Raw genomic sequence first — 21,011 nt, 5'->3', positions numbered from 1 at the left:
ATATTCTAGATTCGCGCCGATACACTTGCGAAATGATGGAAGAAAATAAGGTACTCAATTTCATAAAAGACATTCTGGATCATACCCCAGCCGACTGGTTGAATCTAACCACCCACCGTCTGGATATTTATCATGAAGATCTGGCTAAAACCGAATTCCTGGATCGTTTTGAGACCATGTATGAGAGTAATAAAGTCGAGACATCTGTTCTGAGCGAATTGCCTACTGCTTACGATTATATTCGCCTGGGTCATCCGTTATCTTCAGTATTGGAATGGACAATCGCTAAGCTCAACAATCTGCCATCGGAAAATATCATCTCCTTTTCATCCAGGACGATTCCCATCTTGGCAGTACTTCGAAAAAACCTATTCGAAAAGAAAAGTACTCGGGTTGTTTATACAGGAGAATTACCAAAGGAATTTGACGAGGAAACCATAAAAAAGGTATATGGCTACAACTTCGAATTAAGGCAAGTAGACCAAATAGAAGACATTTCTGCTTTTGATGGCAGCACAATTTTCGTCTCGGCCAAAGGTGATTTGAGTGCCTTTGACCTCCGCCACAATGTTGACTTTTTCATTAATCTTCATGCTGATTTTGGAAGTATTTTGTTGGTGAATGGTAAAAAAAACAGCCACTATGTTTCTGAAATACAGCATGTAAGAAGAAGAGAAACCATAGCCATGACGCCTGTCAATTGCTTTACAGCATTGGAGCAGATGGTGGGTAAGCCTTCACAAAAAAAGCAAAGCAATGTGGAGGCGGACAAGTCAGTTGTCATTGACACCATCAAAAATATCACCGGCACAAATACCAATGCGCTACTTGGCTCCGGCGGATTATCTGTGCAATACGCAATTATGATGGGGCTGATTCATCATGCGAATGAAAATCATCCCGGAAAAGACATCAAAATCATCATTCCTCCTAATTGCTATGGGGGTACAAACGATCAGGCCAGACGAGTAGCAGCTTGCCTGGATCATGTAGAGGTTCTGGATCTGCCCGTGGATGGTGAAAATGACATGGTGCAAAGCACCGATCGGGTGCTGGCGCAGGTTGCAAAAGAAGATGCTGTCCCGTACATCATCGTGGAAATCCCAACGAATCCCAGAGTGGAAGTTCCGGATCTGAAAAAGTTAAGAGATGTTTTAAGTGAAAAACGAAAAACGGACGCTGGCAATGTAGCTATTGATCCGGTTTTCATCATCGATCAAACATTTTGTCCAAACGTACGATTTCTGAGCGAAAATGGAATATTCGCTTCGATCAAAGCCCTCTCCTATGTAAGTGGGTCGAAGTTTCCAAGCGGGGGTAAATGTACAGCCGGCTATTGTGTGGCGAATGATGAAGCTGCGGATTTAATGGGGAAAATTGAAAAGCATCTTCGGCTATGCGATAACGAAGCTACTGATCTTCAGGTAGAAATATTAGCTGAGCAATTGCCTTCAATGAATCAGCGGATCAGTGATGCCTATAAAAACACGCGTGAATTTGTAAACTTCATCAAGGAAACCCTTCCATCAGCAAAAATCAATTTCGTTTCTGAAGAGCTGGCGGAAGAAGGGTTTACACCGTCGGTCTTTTCATTGGACCTCCCCACAAAAGGTGATACGGAAGAAGAAAGAGAAACTTACAAAAGGACCTTAAACAACAAGCTGATCAACCTTATGATCAGTGAAATCCCAAATGACAGCAAATACTGCGTAAGCTACGGTCAATTAAAAGGTTGTTATTGGACCATACCCGCCACCTCTACTCAGGGAACAACCAAAGAAGACGATAAAGACTACATCGCCCGTGTGGCTCTATCTCCAAATATGGACCTAGAACTCCATAAGAGAGTCTTTTTGAAGTTTGTAGAAGAGATTGATTCGTAAGTAAAACTAAGAGCCTTACTTCCTCTACTGCTCATCCTTTATTACCTTCAGCTCCTTTCTCACTTCTTTCATAGCCTTTTCTATCAACTCGTTATAGTTGAGGTTGTCGTTTAAGTTTATTTGCATCTCCTGAAGATCATTTTGCACATCGATACTGATATCAGTAAGATCAATCATAAAATCTTTATCAGCTAGTTCTGAGAGTTCCGCTAATTCAGATAATTCTGCCAGGGAGGACAGTTCAACCAGACTTCCTAACTCTGCCAAGTTCCCCAACTCAGCCAGGCTCGCCAGCTCACTTAAGCCAGCCAATTTCTCGAGATCATAGATTTCTGATCCTGAGATCTTTTTCAGTCCTTCGGTGCTTTTACTTTGAGCAAATAAAGAAGTGGCAAATACCATAATAGCGAGGGATAAAATCAGTCTTTTCATTTTTTCGTTTTTCTAAGGTTTAAACAAATTACTACTGGCAGATCGAAAGGTTACAACCTACCTTCATTTAATTTACCACATAGGTATGGCACACCGCAAGATCATACATATTGATATGGATGCATTTTATGCATCAGTAGAGCAGCTGGACAACCCGAAACTAAAAGGAAAACCAGTAGCTGTGGGCGGCAACTCCCAACGCGGTGTTGTGGCAGCTGCCAGCTATGAAGCCCGAAAGTTTGGAGTCAAATCTGCTATGCCTTCTGCTAAGGCAGCCAAGCTTTGTCCTAACCTGATCTTTGTACCGCATCGCTTTCCAAGATACCGTGAGCTTTCTCACATAATTCGAGACGTATTCTTCGAGTATACAGACCTGGTGGAGCCCTTGTCACTGGATGAAGCTTATCTGGATGTCACCGAAAATAAAATAGGACTGAACTCTGCAACCCTGATAGCCAAAGAGATCAAACACAAAATCAGGGAACGAACCGGATTGATTGCATCGGCTGGAATTTCATACAATAAGTTTCTGGCAAAAACAGCTTCAGACATGGATAAACCCGATGGCTTATTTGTCATCTTGCCGGAAGAAGCTGAAGAATTTGTGGCTAAACTACCCGTTCATCGCTTTCATGGGATTGGAAAGGTAACGGCTGAAAAGATGGTGAAAGCAGGCATCTTCACAGGGAAAGATTTACGGAAAAAGTCACTTGAGGATCTGAAGCTTCGCTATGGGAAATCAGGACTGTACTACTACAATATCTGTCGAGGTATTGATTACAGGGAAGTACAGCCCGTTCGTGAGACCAAATCGGTGAGTGCCGAGCGGACATTTGATCATAACATCTACGAGATGGAGGAGATTAGAGAAGAGGTGCAGCGCATTGCACAGATATCCTTCGATCGATATGAGCGAAGCAAGGCGAGTGATGGACATACCATCACTCTTAAATTGAAGTATGGGGACTTTCGTCAGATCACACGCAGCAAGACATTGGAAGAGGCTATCAATGAAAAATCAGCATATGTTTCTGTTGCCACACAACTGGCCACTGAGGATTTACTGGATGAGCAAGGCATCCGATTGATCGGGGTAGGAATTTCTAATTTTAGGAAGGAAGAGGAAGACTCAAAGGATCATCAACTAACGCTTTCCTTTTAAACCTTCCCAATTGAGTTAATTTCGCCATTGTGGATACACACTCGAAAGCAATACGCACAACCTACTTAAGTATTGCAGGAAGCTTTTTTCTTGCCCTCATCAAAGGGCTTGCTGGCTTCTTCGGTCATTCATATGCGCTCATTGCAGACGCAATTGAATCCACAACTGATATTTTTTCGTCCGCATTAGTCTTGTTTGGATTCAAGTATGCACAAAAACCAGCTGATGAAAACCATCCGTATGGTCATGGTAAAATAGAGCCGTTAGTTACGTTTGTTGTCGTCGCATTTTTAGTTACATCCGCTACCGTCATAGCTTACAAAAGCATTCTTAATATTCAAACTCCACATAAAGTCCCGGAATCATGGACACTTTGGGTGTTGGCTGTAATCATTGGCTGGAAAGAAATTTCGTATCGCGTGGTGATAAAAAGAAGCAAACAGCTAAATAGCTCTTCGCTCAAGGCAGATGCATGGCATCATCGAAGTGATGCGATTACATCCATCATGGCCTTTATTGGTATTTCAATTGCAGTCACCTTTGGTAAAGGCTATGAGACAGCTGATGACTGGGCGGCACTTCTTGCGTCAGGATTCATTCTCTACAATAGTTTCCTGATATTTCGTCCAGCTTTGGGAGAGATAATGGATGAACACTTGTATGATGATTTAATTAATGAAATTCGGACGAAATCATTAGAGGTGGAGGGTGTGAAAGGAACAGAGAAGTGCTTTATTAGAAAAGCTGGCATGTATTATCATGTGGATTTACATGTGATTGTAAATGGAGAAATCTCTGTAAAAAAGGGACATGAAATATCGCACCGACTGAAAGACTATTTGGAATCAAACATTTCCAATATTGGTCATATGCTCATTCACATAGAACCAGACAATTAATCATTCCTGTCTTTTGAGAAAGATGAAATCACCGCCTTCGTCTCCGGCCTGAGTTATTGGACCGTATTGTGGTACTTGTCCATTCGGACTATTGTTAATCACCGCCACTTTAAAGTTTCGAAATAGCTGATCAGCTGACATCAAGGGTGCCTGATTGTTTACGAGGTTTTTAAGCAGGTATTCAATGAATACGCTTTTATCTGGTACAGTCTTCAACGTGCCGCTGGTCATCGCCTTCCGACTGGGAAGCTTATACACCTCCAGGATGGCCCTGCTGTTTCCAAATACTGCCCGCTCTTTAAGGATGCCGCCACTGAAGCAAGCATCTGATATAAGCAGCGTGTGTTTTGATCGAATTCCTCCTACGTAATCACGCAATGTGCTGTTTGATAGCCAGTACGACTTGGAATCCAAGCTGGCATCACTGGGCAACCAATATCCCTGATTGAGTTGCTCATTCCAGATACCATGACCGGCATAGAAGATCAGGAGATTATCCTTTTCCGTTACCAACCCGGTCAGTTTATCCAGTGATTTAATTATCTCCTCCCTGGTTGGATTTTCAAGCACGGTCACATTTTCCTGATCAAACGAGTAGTGATACGTAAGCACACCTGCCAGTTGCTCTGCATCGTTGATAGGATTGTCCAGATCCTGTATTTCATCATCTTTATATTCATTAACACCAATAATGAGCGCATAGTATTTTCGCTTCCCTAACTCAGTGATCAACGCTTTCCCAACTCCATCTTCTTCAGCCACAGTTTTTGTGGTCATAACAGGTGATTGAGCAATTGAAACCGTTTCCTGCTGTAGAGATTCCCGAAACAGGGTGACAGTACCGGAAACCATTGGCGGACAGGTATTGAGTTTCATATCTCCCTTCCACTTTCCGATGAGGGTTTCATTTCCATTATTCATGCTGTACGAAAGTTCATTCTTCGCCATACATGCTATCCCGGATCGATAAATAATTTCCTTTCCTTCAAGCTTTACCGTTCCGTTTTTGAATTCTCCCTGAACCGTGGCTTTAATTGAATCTTGCTTTTCCAGGTTTTTAGCATATAAAAATCCGGTAATCATATTACCCTTTTGAGTAAGCTCATACTTTAGCTGGGTGTGTTCTTTAAGAAAAGTTGAACTTCCGATCCAGGTGCCTGTAAGATCAGGGGTTTGAGCCTGCATCTGAAAGCACCAAATGATCATTAGGGTGATTAACGTACGTTTCATAAAATGAATTTACGCATAATAGGTTTGAACGCTGTTTCCTTTCGATCAATGAAAAGCCGATAAACGATCAAAGGAGTGAAAACAACTATAAGAAGGTACAACCCTCCACTTCCATAATCAACCCTTCACCATAAGCAGAAGATGGCGTTTGAAAGCCGGATTTAAAATCACCCTCCATGATTTTTCGGGCAATAAGAACAGAGGTGAGTGCCGTCAGCGTATATCCGTTAGGGGTTTTCATGCGTGCTTCAATGGTCTTCTTACCATCACTAACTTGTCCCCAGAGATACATAGTAGCCTCTTCTCTTTTCTTCTCCTTCGGCCCATCGGGTCGTTTCTCCATTTGTCGCATCAAGAAGTTTTTGATTGTACGAGAACGAAGCATGAAAGACAACCGCATGGCGCGTTTCACTTTTGACAATTGTTGCTCTGTGGTCCCGGAAAAAACTTCAATATTCGGAATGCCGGTACTATGATAGGCGGTGGAAATATCTCCCCATGAAATCCCCATGGATATTTGCTTGAAATCCCCATAGTCAATTTCTCTGGCCGATTTCCCCATTGGGACCCCTTCATAGTCTCCATCTCTCCGTACCGTTTGTGGCTCTCCCAGATTCTCAATCATGGTCTTAGCCGTACCCCTGGACAGCTTCCCTCCTTTGCTCACAAAAGCCAGTTTCAAATCCGTAGCAGTGGGTAATTTATTGTGAAGATGTTTGGCCAGACAATCAGAAGGAACCACATCAAAACCTGCGCCAGGCAGCAACATAATTCCCTTTTCTTTGGCCTTTTCACCATACTCCTTTACAAGGTCAAAAACCTGGAACTCACCGGTAATGTCCAAATAATGCGTATTTGTGGCCAAGCAGGCCTGAACCATGCTTTTGGCTGTATGAATGAACGGTCCTCCACAATGTATGACCACCTCCCCTCGCTTTAGCCAGCTTTCTAGCTTTTCACGATCGGTGACCTCAAATACATCGTATTCCAATCCATGCTTATTAGCAAATTTCATTGCCTTCTCAGGATTTCGCCCGGCAATAATTGGCTTTATACCATGTTTTAAGCATTCTGCGACGATCAATCGGCCGGTGTACCCATAGGCACCATAGACTAGGAGGTTGTTCATTTCGTGAAGGTAATCATTAAGGAATTAAGCACTAAAACCAGCCGCTTAATTCAAACTTTTCTTTTGATGAATCAAGAATCCTGCCTTTTTCACATTTGAGGACACGATGTGGGAATTTTTCAATGAATTTGTGGTTGTGTGTGGCCATCAGAACGGCTGTACCACTGTTATTAATTTCCTCAAAAAGTTTTAAAATCCCTTCGCTTACATCCGGATCCAGGTTCCCGGTTGGCTCATCTGCGAATAAGATTTGTGGTTCATTGATCATCGCTCGTGCAATGACCACACGCTGCTGTTCCCCTCCTGAAAGCTGATGGGGCATTTTCGCAGAAATCGCACCTAAACCTACTCGCATCAGCACTTCTGCAATGCGATTTTTCATCTTGGCAGGATCTTTCCAACCTGTGGCTTTCATGACGAAAGTAAGATTTTCAGCCACAGATCGATCATAGAAAAGTTCGAAATCCTGAAAGATAATACCGATCTTCCTTCTGAGGTAAGGCACCTCCTTTGTCTTGATACTATTAACGGGGAAACCCACTACTTCTGCGTGTCCAAGCCGTAGCGGTAAGTCCGCATAGAGGGTCTTTAATAATGAGGATTTGCCACTTCCTGTACGTCCAATGAGGTATACAAACTCACCTTTATCAATGGTGAAATCTATCCCACTTAAGACCGTGTGGTCTTCTTGAAAAACAGATGCATTGGAAATTCGAACAATAGGTTCTTCAGAAAATGACATTTAGATTACTTATAACTCCAATTTTTGAAGCTTACCATAAGGCAGCTCCTGGATCAAATGCTTGAGCTCCTGATCCTTACCTTCAAGGCCGAACTTATCCATTCGTTTGAGTGGACGATCTGTTCTGAAATAAGCAACAAGAACAAAGTTCTGATCCCTGATCTGAATGTAGTCAGGGATTTTCGCTTTACCCTTTACCTTGATGATGTACATTTCTTCTAAATTAAGTAAATCTAATGCCTCCATCATCAACTACGTATTATCTTATTTGTTTGATTTTTTGTAATCTGCCAGAAACTTCTCCAGTCCTATGTCTGTCAACGGATGATTAAGCAGCCCGGTTATTACTTTTAGCGGACAGGTAGCTACATCTGCTCCTATCTCTGCACACTGTATCAGGTGCATGTTATGCCTGATCGAAGCGGCCAGCACCTCAGTCTCAAATCCATAATTATCGTAAATACCCACAATCTGCTCGATCAGTTGAAGACCATCGGATCCAACATCATCCAATCGCCCGATAAATGGTGAAACATAGCTTGCTCCGGCTTTCGCGGCTAGGATGGCCTGACCTGCATTAAATATCAGGGTACAGTTTGTTCGGATTCCCTCAGCAGTCAATGCTGAAATGGCTTTTACACCATCCTTGATCATCGGAACCTTGACCACAATTTTATCATCAATTTTAGCAAGCTCTCTTCCTTCAGCCACCATTTTATCAAACTCTGTGGCAATTACCTCAGCACTTACATTATCATCCACTATATCACAGATGTCTTTGTAGTGCTTCATGATATTCGACTCTCCGGTAATCCCTTCTTTGGCCATTAGGGATGGGTTGGTCGTTACACCGTCAAGCACGCCTAAATCTTGCGCCTCTTTTATTTCGTCAAGGTTTGCTGTATCAATGAAAAATTTCATCTGCTATGGATTAATGTGTAGAATCGGAAAGAAAAAATGGCAAACGAAGCATCGCACCGCTACGACCGCCTACCCTTGCTACCGTCAGGTCCTGGGGGATTCAGCAGGAGCTGGTCGTACCCGTTTGCCGCTGCAAAATTAGTAAATAGATTAGAAGGATGTATGGATTATTTTGGATTAGTATTCTTCCAGGTGACGGTAGAAATCTTCTTCCTCCTCTAAAGGTTCATTTTCGTCCTCATCCTCTACAATATTATCATCTTCTAACTCTAACCGATCGTCAAAGTCAGAAGTGTTGTCGTGATATTCTCGCTCTAAAGCATCCATGGTTCAAATGTACGTTAAAACCCACCTCAGGGTTGAAGTTGAGCGGTTAAGCTTCAGTGAATTTTATGTTATCGGACGGGGTATTCATTGAGGATATCAACAAACTCACTTAGCATCATGGCGGTTGCCCCCCACACTGTTCGACCTTCCAAATCAAAATATGGGCATATCATTTTGAAGCCACTCCGGACTGTCATTTCCTTTTCTTTCAGCCTGGAAGGATCGATGAGATGCATGACCGGCGGGGTAATAATATCATCCACTTCCCGTGGTTCAGGGATAAATGAAGGTTTATGGTCTATTTTGCCAATGACAGGCAGTACCATATGGTTACTGGCTGCAACAAAAAACTCAGACAAGCTCCCGATAATCTCTACTTTGTCTTTCTCCACTCCTATCTCTTCCTGGCTTTCTCTCAGTGCTGTATGAAATTGATCCAAATCTTCGTTTTCATACCTTCCCCCGGGAAGCGCCATTTGACCACTATGGATCCCTTCATAACTGGGGCGTTGAATAAGTGGAAATCGTACGCCTCCTTCATCTTCATATAATAATATGAGTACTCCTCCCTTTCGCGGTGGTGTGCTATGCTTCAACCGTAGGGGTGAGCCATCCGCCATTTTTGGCTTCATCCGCTGATGTGCAGCCTCACCCGGCATGGGTTGTTGCACACGCTTCTCCAAGAATCTGGTCAGTTCATCGAAATTCATTTAGCTGCAAATTAAGCATGTCTATTTCATTTCATTTTTCTACTTAAATTGGTGATTACACCCTGATCACAATGATGGAAGACATCCCTGGATATGTAGCCGGCACCTTTATCGCTATCGTAATAGCCGTTCTTGGCTTTATTTTCTATAGTGTCAGTGTTGCCACAAACGGTAAAAAGAATCTAACACCTTCATTTGTCCTTACGCTACTGATCGGATGGATATTTTTTGTATCTGTCCTTACCTTTAATGGTTACTTCACGAATCTTTCAGGTGTACCAAGGCTCCCAATGTTTGTTGGAATAGCTGCTGCCTTCATTTTACTTCTTTTCCTGTGGCCAAGAACCAGGTCAATTTTGATGAAAATGCCCATCACCACCCTTCATTATATTCATATTGTGCGTGTTCCTGTAGAAATGGTTCTCTGGTGGCTGGCAGTATCCAGAGCTATTCCTATGGATATGACATTCGAAGGAAGCAACCTGGATATTTTGTCAGGAATATCTGCACCCTTTGCTGCGGTTTTTATGGTAGGCTCTCGAAGTAAAAGTAAACTGGGTGCTATTATCTGGAATCTGATTGCGATGGCCCTACTGATCAACATTGTCTCCATAGCTATCAGCTATCTCCCGTATTTCTATACTCCAACAGGTGGTAAAGTAGGCAACCTGGGTGTATTTTATTTTCCTTACGTGCTTCTACCAACATTTATTGTTCCTGCCGTCCTATTCAGCCATCTGGTTTCACTCTACCAGCTAATCTTCAAAAAAGATCAATCGCAGTTTTGATCCAACATTTGCTTGCTTTGCATCTCATTCTGTTCTTCGCCCTTGCTCCAGGCATCACAGGCAGCTTCATTGTTTCCAAGCTCTAAGTGTGCATCACCTAAGTATGAATATAGTTCGTCAATAAACTCTCCAGTCTTGATCGCACGCTCAAATAGGTTGATGGCCTCTTGAAAATCTCCTTTCCTCATCTTATAGATTCCTTTATTTCGATATGCCCAGCCATTTTTTGGATTTAAAACAATGCTTCTGTTAATGTCTTCGATTGCTGCTTCCAGTGAATCCATTTGCAAATAGATATATCCCCGATTATTTAGAAAATAGGGCTCACCCGGAATAATATCCATGGCTCTGTTCACTTCCGTCAAGGCACTTTGGTAGTTCTTCTTTTCCAGCTCAATCAAACTCAACAGACTATATGCATTAGCATTTTCAGCACTCAGCTCCAAAGCTTTATCAATCAGGTTTACTGCTGTATCATAGTCTTCCTTGAAATAATAGATGGTAGCAATGTTGATGAGTGTTTCAGGGTTCATTGGGTTTAGCTCATCCGCTATTTGAAAGCTCTCTAATGCATCATCGTAGTTTTTCATTTTAGTTTGAACCAGACCCTTGTAGAAGTATACAAAAGCCGAATCATTGACTAGGGTTTGGATTGTATTGACATCTTTCAAAGCATTTTTGTATTGACCAATTTCTTCGTATGCATAGGCCCGGTTAAACAATGCATCCAAATAATTTGGATCAATTTGGATCGCCTGATTGTAATCTAAAATTGCTTCGTAAGGGTGATCGGATTCGATTCTTGCAACACCCCGATTATTCAGGGCCGGAGCATAGTTTGGTGTCTCTTTTAGGGATTGATTATAATACTCGATGGCTTGTTCATAATAGCCATCGTTCAGGGTTTTGTTTCCCATGTTGAAAAACCGCTCTCTTCGTTCCTCGGATGACTCACAGGCAATAAATAAAACAGAAAGAATTAGGATGAATTTTCTCATGGTTAAAACAAAAAAGCCTGCACAAATGTATGCAGGCCTTCATGTGTTTTTTTGAGAAAATCAGGATTTCTTCACTGATCCGCCACTACTGGAACTGGCGTCCAGATACTGTGGAGATCCTTTATATCTGATGGATCCGCCGCTACTCGCTCTAGCATCCAGTTTCTTACTTACGTTTACTTTGATGCCTCCACCGCTACTCGCGGAAGCATCCGCTTCTTCACTTTCTAGTTCATAGCCATCATAATCACCTGAGCTGCTAACCTCTACATCTTGTTTTCTGGCCCTTCCTTCCACTTCAATATCTCCGGCACTGGAAACATCGGCTTCAATTTCATTGCATGACAATTTTAATCTGGCATCTCCAGCACTTGAAGCATCAATAGTCACCTCATCTGCATTTTCAATAGTTGCATCAATATCTCCGGCACTGCTCACATCCACATCAAAATCTGATCCGCCCGCATCAATTATCCCTTCTGAGGTCAAAGAGGAAGCAGAAGAGGAAGAAATGGCTCTTATGGATTTGTAAGTCACATAAACTTCCACATCAATATTGTTATGATTGTTTCCTTCCAGATGGATCTTAAGTCTGCCTCCACTTACTTCTGTAAGTACCTCATCCAGATCATGGCTATCTGATACAATGCGTGCTTCTTCCTTATCTCCTTTTCTAATAAAAACGTCGATCCCTTCGTGAGCGGAAATTTCAGAAAAAGAAGACAGGTTTCTTGTTTCTTCAGATTGAGCAAAAGTGGCACCCGCTATCAGGATACCTAGTATGGTAATTAAGAATGATTTTTTCATAGTCCTTTTATTTTAAAGTTAGGTAAATATGAGGTCCATTTAAAGACTCACTATCCCTATAGATTATGAAAAAAAAGAAAGGTTGCAGCCTAGAGTGAAGATTTGTGATTTTTCTTAAAATCTTCAAAAGGAATCGTCTTAAAGTGATCCTCTCCAATAAATAGTAAGATGGGCTCCATCTGCTGGGGTTTCAGGTAGCCCGCGATCGGCTGTATGATTCGTAGCTCTTCATCCATAAAAACAGTGGTAGGATAGCTGAGCTTATTTCGGGTGAGTGCCGCAGCTAATTCATGAACTCCCCTTCTGCCCTGCGCGACAAATTCAAAGGTATGCCCCCTGAATTCAACGGGTTCCTTTTGCTCCGCATTAAATTTGACCGGATAGAAGTTCTCATTGATGTAATCAGCGATTTCTGCTTTGCTGTACGTTTCCCTGTCCATCACCTTACACCAGCCACACCAATCTGTGTAGAGGTCAATCAATAGTTTCTTAGGTTGCTTTTCGTGAAGTGCTATAGCCTCCTCAAATGTGAGCCATTTCACTTCAGCTTCCTCAACCGGTCGGAATGATGAAGCGATAATTATTATTCCGAAAACAAATAAATACTTTAGTGATCGCATGACCATTAAACGGATATGCCCATTGTTTTAGTTTCAATACAAAAATAATCGAATGAAGATAGGTCTGCTATCAGACACACATGGTTCCCTGGATCCTAAAGTTTTCAAGTATTTTGAAGCGGTAGATGAAATCTGGCATGCTGGAGATATTGGGACAATCGAAGTATTGGAAGAGCTCAGAAAGTTCAAACCAACTATTGCAGTGTGGGGGAATATAGATGGTGGAAAATTAAGACAAGAATGCAAAGAAGGTGAGATTTTCGAACGTGAAGGCGTTCGTGTCATGATTACACACATTGCTGGTAAACCTCCCAAGTACAATTCCAAGGTGTTGGGGTATGTAAAGCAGTATAAACCAAAGCTTCTGGTTTGTGGGCATTCCCACATTCTGAAGGTTATGCCTGATAAGCAAAACAACCTACTCTTTATGAATCCCGGAGCTGCCGGTAAAAATGGGTTCCATAAAGTCAAAACGCTACTTCGCTTTGATCTGGAAAATGGAGAGATCAAGAATTTGGAGGTGGTAGAGATGGGGCCGAGGGCAAAATAGTGGTAAGAACTATCAAGATGACTTGCTGACAAATCGAAGGTCATCCAACCCTACTCATCAACCGATCATCCTATTTGAAACCCTTGTATCATTTTTTTAAAATAAATTGATACCTGTACCTAGGTAACTGCATCAACTAGATAAAAAATAGCACTATGAATCTCATGATTAAAAATCTTTCTAAGACCTACTCAAATGGAGTAAAGGCTCTTAATGATGTTTCACTGGATATTCCAACCGGAATGTTTGGATTACTGGGTCCCAATGGAGCCGGTAAATCAAGTCTCATGCGCACCATTGCCACGCTACAAGAACCAGATACCGGTAGTATCATGCTTGGAGATTTAGATGTCTTGCACAAGAAAGATGAAGTAAGAAAAATCCTTGGTTATTTACCTCAGGAGTTTGGTGTCTATCCGAAGGTTACCGCAGAAGTACTTCTTGATCATTTGGCTGTATTAAAAGGAGTATCCAATAAAAAAGAACGTAAAGAGCTGGTGGAGTCATTGCTGCACAAAACCAACCTCTGGCAGTCACGAAAGAAAAACCTGGGTGGTTACTCCGGTGGAATGAAACAGCGGTTTGGTATTGCACAGGCACTGCTTTCCAATCCTAAGCTGATCATAGTGGACGAACCAACGGCCGGCTTGGATCCAGCCGAAAGAAACCGATTTTTAAACCTTCTGAGTGAGCTCGGTGAAAACACCGTCGTAATTCTAAGCACTCATATAGTAGATGATGTCAAAGAGCTTTGCACCAACATGGCCATCATCAACCTGGGAACCGTGCTTTATCAGGGAAGTCCTTCTAAAGCTTTGGATGAAATACAGGGTAAAGTGTGGCGCAAAAAGATAGAGAAAATTGAATTGGAACAGTATCAATCCAACTTCACGGTCATCTCCGACAGATTAATTGCCGGAAAACCGGAGATTCATGTGTTATCTGAATCCAAGCCAGATGCTTCGTTTGAAAGCGTAGAGGCAGACTTAGAAGATGTGTATTTCTCACATATCCTTTCTTCCACAAACAAGGAAGCGGTACCTGCTTAATTCCTAACCAAAAAATTTAAAATCATGTGGTTTAAAATATTAAAATTCGAGCTTCAGTACCGTAAAAAGCGGCCAGCTACTTACGTGTACTTTGCTATTTTATTTCTCATGGCCGTACTGACCATGAGCACTGATATCATTCAGGTAGGTGGTGGATCCGGTCTGGTAAAAGAAAACTCCCCTACTACCATTGCTAATATGATGGCAATCCTTTCAGGTATCATGATGATGATTACCTCTGCGATTATGGGCGTTGCTGTTTTAAGAGATTTTGAGCATAACACAGAGTCCATGCTCTTTACAACACCCATCACCAAGTTTGATTATTTACTCGGGCGATTTCTGGGATCATTTTTAGTCGTGCTATTTGTCTTTTCAGGCATGATGCTGGGATTCATGCTGGGCGAACTATTTAATCCGGATAAGGATAAAATGCTGCCTTTCAACCTGTATCATTATTTACATCCCTTTGTGACCATCGTTCTCACAAATCTCTTTTTCTCAAGTGCATTGTTCTTCATCACAGGCGCGCTTTCAAGAAAAATGGTCACTGTTTATGCACAATGGATCTTATTATTTGCGGTTTATCAGATAGCCATCATCCTGACACGAGAAGTAGACAATCGTACGCTCGCAGCGTTAATCGATCCATTTGCAATCCGTACCATAGCCAACAAAATCCAATACTGGACGGTGGCTGAGCAAAACAGCATGGTCGTTCCTATGGAGGGCGTAGTTCTTTGGAACCGCCTACTATGGATGGGCATAGGTCTTATAACGCTTGTTGTAGGTTATTTTTCTTTCAGTTTCAATGTGGTTCGAAAGTCCTGGTTTAAGAAGAAAACAGCTAAAGCAGAAAGCGCATCCAAAATCAACATTACTATTCCTTCGGTGAATTTCAATTTTGGTTTTAGTACCTATTTCCTTCAGCTAAGGAAACAAACGTGGTTTTACTTTAAGACCGTGCTAAAAGGCATTCCTTTTCAGGCAATCATCGCTTTCGGCTTGTTCATAATGATTGTGAATTCCTTTTTCATAGGTAGGGTTTTTGGAACGTATACCTACCCCACCACCTATCTAATGCTGGAATTAATTACTGGTTCATTCGGACTATTCTTCTTGATTATTCTGGTGTTCTATTCCGGGGAACTAGTGTGGAGAGAAAGAGACGTTAAAATCAATCTAATCCAAGATGCACTTCCTATGCCTGACTTCATCAGCCTGGTCAGTAAGTTTCTGGGACTGCAACTCATTTTTGTTGTTCTCAACCTCATTCTTATTGCTTCAGGTGTATTGATACAGGCTTTCAAGGGTTACTACAAATTTGATTTAGCGGTCTATTTCTACACCATGTTCACGGAGACATTCTCTTTCGTGATCCTGTTTTCCTTGCTTGCTTTCTTTGTGCAGGTATTGGTCAATAATAAATTTCTGGGTCACGCGGTAGTCATTGTTTTCTTTATCGCGACAGGCATTCTTGACCTACTCGGGTTGGAGCATAGCCTCTTTCAGTTTGGAAGTGCAAGTCTAGGAACATACTCTGAAATGAATGGTTATGGCCACTTTGTCAAAAGCTTCAGCTGGTTTGATCTTTACTGGTTAGCTTTTAGCATCTTTTTATTTGGAGTGGCAGTGGTTTTTGCGGTGCGCGGATCAGAAGCTGCCATGAAGTGGAGATGGCATATTGGGAAGATGAGGTTGTCACGACCTATTCTTACCTTAATCATTACCACCTTCCTCACTTTTGTCATGTCCGGGTGCTACATCTTCTACAATACGAATATTGAAAATACGTATCGAAACTCGGATGATCAGGAAGCAATTCAGGCGGAATATGAACGAACGTTAAAGAAGTATGAGTTCGTCAAACAACCGAAGATTACGCGGATGAGCGTGAAGTCTGAGCTGTATCCTTATGAAAGGGATTACAGCATGGAAGGCACTTACACACTCAGGAACTATGAGGATCAGGCCATAGACAGCATCCACCTGCAGTTAGGATTGGATGAAGACCTTACATATGAAGAAGTAACTTTTAGCAGACCCACGACAATCGTGGAAAGCTATGATGAATATCGTTACTATGTGCACCTGCTGGACAGTCCGCTTCAGCCGGGTGATTCATTGACCATGCGTTTCAAATACTTCTATGATACCAAAGGGTTCAAGGAGTCAGGTTCCAATACCAGCATTGTCTTTAATGGCACCTTTCTAAATAACTCAAGCTTTCCAAGTCTGGGATACAATGCTGGAAATGAGCTAGGAAGCGACGATGACCGGAAGGATAATGACCTGGAGCCCAAAGCGCGCATGATGGAGCGTGACAACCCCATTGGTCTTAGACAAAACTTCATCAGTGACGACTCGCACGGAATTGACTTTGAGATTGTGATAGGCACAGTACCCGATCAGATTGCCATAGCGCCAGGATACCTGCAGCGAGAGTGGGAAGAAAATGGCAGACGCTATTTCCATTACAAGATGGATCAAAAGATGATGCCTTTCTTCAACATTGTATCTGCGCGATATGAAGTAGTGAAGGATAAAACTACCATTGCAGTGAATGATTCCACAGACAGAGAAATTGATCTGGGTATCTATTATCACAAAGGGCACGAATACAACCTGGAAAGTATGATGAAAGGCATGAAAAATTCCTTCAAGTACTTCTCTGAAAACTTCAGTCCTTACCAATACCGACAGATGCGTATTCTGGAGTTTCCGCGGTATGCTTCGTTTGCTCAGTCTTTTGCCAATACAGTTCCTTTCTCTGAGGCCATCGGTTTCATGGTCAAGGTAGAGGAGGAAGATGATGTAGACGTTACGTACTTTGTAACAGCACATGAGTTGGCACATCAGTGGTGGGGTCATCAACTCTTTCCTGCCAATGTGCAAGGAAGTGCAGTGCTTTCGGAAACCCTATCGCAGTATTCAGCACTTATGGTGATGAAGCAGGAATATCCGCATGAGCACATCAAGGAGTTTTTGAAAGAAGAACTCAACAGGTATCTAAGCGGCAGAACCACCGAGCAGAAAAAAGAAATGCCATTGGCATTGGCAGAAAATCAGGCTTATATCCACTACGGTAAAGGTGCAAACATCATGTATGCTCTTCAGGATTACATCGGTGAAGATAGTGTGAATGTCGCATTGAATCGACTCATAAATGATTGGGGGTATGCGTCAATAGAACGAAATGGCAGGTATGCTACCACGATCGATTTAATTGGATACCTCCGGGCAGTTACCCCCGATAGCTTGCAGGGTGTCATAACTGATTTCTTTGATAAAATCATCCTTTATGAAAATAAGGTAGATGAGGCTACATACCGGGAGATGGATGAGAATAAGTATCTGGTGACACTAGACTTAAACACCAAGAAAATGGAATCAGATAGTCTGGGATTCTCCACACAGGTAACTATCAATGATTGGATCGATGTTGGGATTTATTCCAAAGACGAGAAGGGAGATGACAAGTTGATTTACTTGCAAAAACATAGGTTTACCAAGGAAGACAACTCCATAGAAATAGAGGTTAACCAAAAACCCTCTTCTGCCGGTGTAGACCCATTGAATAAGTTGATTGATCGTAATCCGGATGACAACATTAAAAGGGTGTCCTTAACTGAGGAATCCTAAAGCTTGATCAGGGCAACCCTTCTGGGTTGCCTTTATTATTTCCCTCTGATTTTCTTTCCAAAAAATGCAACCCTTTTCATTTTATTTACATCTATAAAAGAAATAAAGTTTAATACACTAATTATTTCATTTACATTTATGAATGAAACTAATTGGTGAAATCACACAATGAAATTAAAATCATATCAATTGGGAGAACTGGAAGAACTCGTTTTGATGATTGTAGCGATCCTCAAAGAAGAGGCTTATGGTGTTAAGGTGATGGATGAGATTGAGCGACAAGTTAACCGAAAGGTAAATATCAGTGCTGTGCATACCGTCCTGGATCGTCTGGAGAAAAAAGGTTATGTCTCATCATACATGGGAGGTGCCAGTGCAGAGCGAGGCGGCCGTCGCAAAAGGCTATTCAAAATTGAAGCTGAAGGGTCCAGAGCCATCGAGTTTGTGCACGAAACTCGTAACTCACTTTACAGCCAGATTCCCAAAACAAGTTTAGGATTTACACAATGAATCAGAAACATCCACCAAAATGGGCCTTACGGTTCCTTCGGTTCTACTGCAAGGATCGGTATCTCGAGCAAATTGAAGGAGACTTGTTTGAACTTTTCGAACGAAATCAATCGAGATGGAAATTTTCGCTCAACACCATACGCTTTTTCCGATGGAGATATTTGAAAGGACTAGAAGATTTTGAACAATTAACCACACTTGCCATGATCAAAAACTATTTAAAAGTAGCAATGAGAACCTTGCTTAGACAAAAGTCATACGCAGGAATTAACATAGCTGGATTGGCAATAGGACTAGCCTCTTGTCTGCTTATCATGATGTATGTATTTCATGAAAGAAGCTACGATAAATTCTACCCTGATGCGGACAGAGTTTTTCGGGTTGCCAATGGAGAAAAAGGTCGGTATACACCAGAACTACTGGCGAGTACCATGATGGAAGAGTATCCTCAGGTAGAGGTGGCAACTCGTATTTCCGGGCTATGGGAGTCGCACTTTAAAATCGGAGAACAAGGTTTCTTTCAGGATGGCTCAGCTTGGGCGGATGAAAATGTATTCAAGGTATTTCAGATGGAATTTGTAAGTGGAGAGCCCGAAAATGCGTTAAAAGACCCTGATAATCTTGTCTTAACAGAATCACTAGCCAATAAATTTTTTCCGGGAGAATCAGCTATTGGGAAAACCATTGTTGTGGATGACAACAATATGAAAGTTACTGCAGTGGTAAAAGATCCACCGAAAAACACACATTTCCCCTTCAAATTCATTGGTCGCGTGTGGGATAATGTGACTGCCAATCAAAACTGGACTGGAAACAATTTTTGGACTTATACCAAAATCCAGGAGGGCGTATCAAAGAATGAAGTAAATCAGAAGTTGGTAGATCTCTATAAGAAATACGTCGGTCCGCAAATGATCGAATATTCAGGTCATGAAACATTTGAAGACCTTATGGTGGATTATCCCGACAGAATTTATGGTTTTACTCTTCATCCACTTGCCAGTATTCATTTGGAAAACCCCCACTTTTCCATGGGTGTCCGTGGCGATCAAAAAAATGTGATTGTATTCTCTTTGGTGGCTTTATTTATCCTTTTGATTGCCTGCGTCAACTACATCAATATGGCTACCGCCCGTTCTGCTATACGGTCAAAAGAAGTTGGTATCAGAAAGGCGTTGGGGTCTTACAGAAAAAATATCATCTCTCAGTTTTTGATCGAATCAACATTGATCACCCTTATCGCTATAATTCTGGCCATTATCATTTCTGCATTATCATTATCATATTTCAATGTCCTCACGGGAAGAGCATTTGAAATGACAGACCTTTTTTCTCTTACCAACCTGATATCCATTTTCGTAATTCTTGTTGTCGTAGGACTATTAGCTGGTGGATACCCAGCCTATATCATATCAAAGTTTACCCCCTTGAAAGCATTAAGAGGTCAAATGCAGCAGGCAGGAAAAAGAGGTCTAAGAAGTGGGTTGGTTGCATTCCAGTTTGCTATATCGATTTTCCTGGTGGCAGCCACTTTTGTGATTTATAAGCAGGTAATGTTTATGCAATCCCAGAACCTGGGAGTGAACACCGAACAGACTCTCATCATAAATAATGGAAGACAGCTTGGAGAAAAGTATGATGTCTTTAAAAGTGAGTTGGAGTCTCTCGCGGACGTCAGCATTGTATCAAGATCGAGTGGAATACCTTTTCATGGATTTGGAGACTGGACCTATCAGGTGCCTAATGAGGACAATCGTCGGGTTAGTCCTAATAATAACTTCGTATCACCTGATTATGAAAAAGTACTTGGTTTGGAAATCATTAGAGGTCGTTTTTTTGAACGAAACAGGGTTTCTGATACAGCATCTGTAGTGATCAACGAGTCGCTGGCGAAAGAATTGGGATGGGACGATCCAATTGGAAAAGAACTAGCCAGACCAGGCGGTTACAGCTATTCGGTTATTGGAGTCATGAAAGATTTCAATTACGCCTCACTTAAAAGGGAAATCTCTCCAATTATTTTCAGGTACGGGCCGGGCAATAACGAAGTTGGAATGTTTCATCAAGCTTATATCCTGGCGAAAGTCAGCACTGGAAATATTCTAGGAACCATGAATCAAGTAGAGGAGGCTTGGAATAAACACGTTCAAGGGTATCCTTTCGACGCACACTTTTTAAGTGATTCATATGAAAAACAATATGAAAGCGAACTAAAATTCGGTCAGGTTTTTACCACGTTTTCCCTTTTAGCTATTCTTATTGCTTTCCTGGGTTTATTTGCTCTAACCACGTTCGTTCTGCAAAAACGATTCAAAGAAATCGCAGTAAGAAAAGTACTCGGCGCTACAGTTCCTTCCCTCCTACGCATGATGATCAAAGACTTTACACGGCTGGTGGTAATTGGGGGAGTAGTAGGGATTGGTGCGGCATTTTACTGGCTAAATGATTGGTTGGAGGGTTATAGCTACCGAATAGAACTAAGTTGGTATCTATTGGTACTTCCAATCATCCTGATCTTAGTACTCACATGGATTGTGGTTAGCGCTAAGTCATACAAAGCTTCTGTGGCCAACCCAGCCAACGCATTGAAAGAAGAATAAACTTTTCACTTC

General features: G+C 41.9%; 20 protein-coding genes. 9 read left to right on the top strand and 11 right to left on the bottom strand.

The features are described 5' to 3' along the window. Positions 1-32 precede the first annotated feature (32 nt). Entirely contained in the window at positions 33-1,883 is a 1,851-nt protein-coding gene (locus ACOQON_RS05320; RefSeq protein WP_420577888.1) for a cystathionine beta-synthase, read from the top strand. 24 nt (positions 1,884-1,907) lie between these two features. Here ACOQON_RS05320 and ACOQON_RS05315 read toward each other — a convergent pair whose 3' ends face one another. Further along, complete coding sequence (locus tag ACOQON_RS05315; RefSeq protein WP_420577887.1) at positions 1,908-2,315, bottom strand: hypothetical protein; 408 nt, start codon at positions 2,313-2,315, stop codon at positions 1,908-1,910. 85 nt (positions 2,316-2,400) lie between these two features. Here ACOQON_RS05315 and dinB point away from each other — a divergent pair, with 85 nt between their 5' ends. Beyond that, on the top strand, positions 2,401-3,477 hold the full coding sequence (gene dinB / locus ACOQON_RS05310) for a DNA polymerase IV (protein WP_420577886.1): 1,077 nt from the start codon (positions 2,401-2,403) through the stop codon (positions 3,475-3,477). Between the two features lie 26 nt (positions 3,478-3,503). Continuing rightward, positions 3,504-4,376: a cation diffusion facilitator family transporter gene (locus ACOQON_RS05305; protein ID WP_420578680.1), complete on the top strand. Its 873-nt coding sequence runs from the start codon at positions 3,504-3,506 to the stop codon at positions 4,374-4,376. On the opposite strand, the gene ACOQON_RS05300 is transcribed toward ACOQON_RS05305, so the two are convergent. The 7 genes from ACOQON_RS05300 to ACOQON_RS05270 all read right to left on the bottom strand — a co-directional run bounded on the left by ACOQON_RS05300 (position 4,377) and on the right by ACOQON_RS05270 (position 9,435). Then, positions 4,377-5,606: a caspase family protein gene (locus tag ACOQON_RS05300; RefSeq protein ID WP_420577885.1), complete on the bottom strand. Its 1,230-nt coding sequence runs from the start codon at positions 5,604-5,606 to the stop codon at positions 4,377-4,379. It abuts the gene before it with no gap. A gap of 85 nt (positions 5,607-5,691) precedes the next feature. Beyond that, positions 5,692-6,735, bottom strand: coding sequence for a saccharopine dehydrogenase family protein (locus ACOQON_RS05295; RefSeq protein WP_420577884.1), 1,044 nt, complete (start codon positions 6,733-6,735; stop codon positions 5,692-5,694). A 31-nt stretch (positions 6,736-6,766) separates the two neighbouring features. Beyond that, complete coding sequence (locus tag ACOQON_RS05290; RefSeq protein ID WP_420577883.1) at positions 6,767-7,477, bottom strand: cell division ATP-binding protein FtsE; 711 nt, start codon at positions 7,475-7,477, stop codon at positions 6,767-6,769. Between the two features lie 9 nt (positions 7,478-7,486). Beyond that, a complete protein-coding gene (locus ACOQON_RS05285; RefSeq protein ID WP_420319313.1) occupies positions 7,487-7,690 on the bottom strand; it encodes a fructose-6-phosphate aldolase in 204 nt (67 codons plus the stop codon). Between the two features lie 51 nt (positions 7,691-7,741). Continuing rightward, a complete protein-coding gene (fsa, locus tag ACOQON_RS05280; RefSeq protein WP_420577882.1) occupies positions 7,742-8,398 on the bottom strand; it encodes a fructose-6-phosphate aldolase in 657 nt (218 codons plus the stop codon). Positions 8,399-8,575: 177 nt separating this feature from the next. Then, a complete protein-coding gene (locus ACOQON_RS05275; protein WP_420577881.1) occupies positions 8,576-8,725 on the bottom strand; it encodes a hypothetical protein in 150 nt (49 codons plus the stop codon). Between the two features lie 68 nt (positions 8,726-8,793). Then, entirely contained in the window at positions 8,794-9,435 is a 642-nt protein-coding gene (locus ACOQON_RS05270) for an NUDIX hydrolase (protein ID WP_420577880.1), read from the bottom strand. Positions 9,436-9,506: 71 nt separating this feature from the next. Here ACOQON_RS05270 and ACOQON_RS05265 point away from each other — a divergent pair, with 71 nt between their 5' ends. Beyond that, positions 9,507-10,223, top strand: a complete 717-nt coding sequence (locus tag ACOQON_RS05265; RefSeq protein ID WP_420577879.1) for a hypothetical protein — start codon at positions 9,507-9,509, stop codon at positions 10,221-10,223. On the opposite strand, the gene ACOQON_RS05260 is transcribed toward ACOQON_RS05265, so the two are convergent. From ACOQON_RS05260 to ACOQON_RS05250, 3 genes are all read right to left on the bottom strand, one after another. After that, positions 10,208-11,221 (bottom strand): tetratricopeptide repeat protein, encoded by a 1,014-nt coding sequence (locus tag ACOQON_RS05260; protein ID WP_420577878.1) that lies wholly within the window; start codon positions 11,219-11,221, stop codon positions 10,208-10,210. The two genes, ACOQON_RS05265 and ACOQON_RS05260, sit on opposite strands and share 16 nt — an antisense overlap. Before the next feature lie 60 nt (positions 11,222-11,281). Next, a complete protein-coding gene (locus tag ACOQON_RS05255; protein WP_420577877.1) occupies positions 11,282-12,028 on the bottom strand; it encodes a head GIN domain-containing protein in 747 nt (248 codons plus the stop codon). Between the two features lie 89 nt (positions 12,029-12,117). Further along, the gene (locus ACOQON_RS05250; protein WP_420577876.1) at positions 12,118-12,648 is read right to left on the bottom strand and encodes a thioredoxin family protein; all 531 of its coding nucleotides are present in this window, start codon (positions 12,646-12,648) and stop codon (positions 12,118-12,120) included. A gap of 52 nt (positions 12,649-12,700) precedes the next feature. Here ACOQON_RS05250 and ACOQON_RS05245 point away from each other — a divergent pair, with 52 nt between their 5' ends. The 5 genes from ACOQON_RS05245 (at position 12,701) to ACOQON_RS05225 (ending at position 20,999) form a co-directional block, all read left to right on the top strand. After that, a complete protein-coding gene (locus ACOQON_RS05245) occupies positions 12,701-13,198 on the top strand; it encodes a metallophosphoesterase family protein (RefSeq protein ID WP_420577875.1) in 498 nt (165 codons plus the stop codon). A 155-nt stretch (positions 13,199-13,353) separates the two neighbouring features. After that, positions 13,354-14,247, top strand: coding sequence for an ABC transporter ATP-binding protein (locus ACOQON_RS05240; protein ID WP_420577874.1), 894 nt, complete (start codon positions 13,354-13,356; stop codon positions 14,245-14,247). A 24-nt stretch (positions 14,248-14,271) separates the two neighbouring features. Next, positions 14,272-17,889, top strand: a complete 3,618-nt coding sequence (locus ACOQON_RS05235; RefSeq protein WP_420577873.1) for a M1 family aminopeptidase — start codon at positions 14,272-14,274, stop codon at positions 17,887-17,889. Positions 17,890-18,057: 168 nt separating this feature from the next. Next, the gene (locus ACOQON_RS05230) at positions 18,058-18,399 is read left to right on the top strand and encodes a PadR family transcriptional regulator (RefSeq protein ID WP_420577872.1); all 342 of its coding nucleotides are present in this window, start codon (positions 18,058-18,060) and stop codon (positions 18,397-18,399) included. Further along, the gene (locus ACOQON_RS05225; protein WP_420577871.1) at positions 18,396-20,999 is read left to right on the top strand and encodes an ABC transporter permease; all 2,604 of its coding nucleotides are present in this window, start codon (positions 18,396-18,398) and stop codon (positions 20,997-20,999) included. Before ACOQON_RS05230 ends, ACOQON_RS05225 begins: the two co-directional genes overlap by 4 nt. The last annotated feature ends 12 nt before the right edge of the window (positions 21,000-21,011 follow it).

It is taken from the genome of Ekhidna sp. (assembly GCF_965221965.1).
In the GTDB taxonomy this organism is placed as follows: domain Bacteria; phylum Bacteroidota; class Bacteroidia; order Cytophagales; family Cyclobacteriaceae; genus Ekhidna.
The sequence above is the reverse complement of the archived record's forward strand: the minus strand, read 5'-3'. Positions and strand labels throughout refer to the sequence as shown.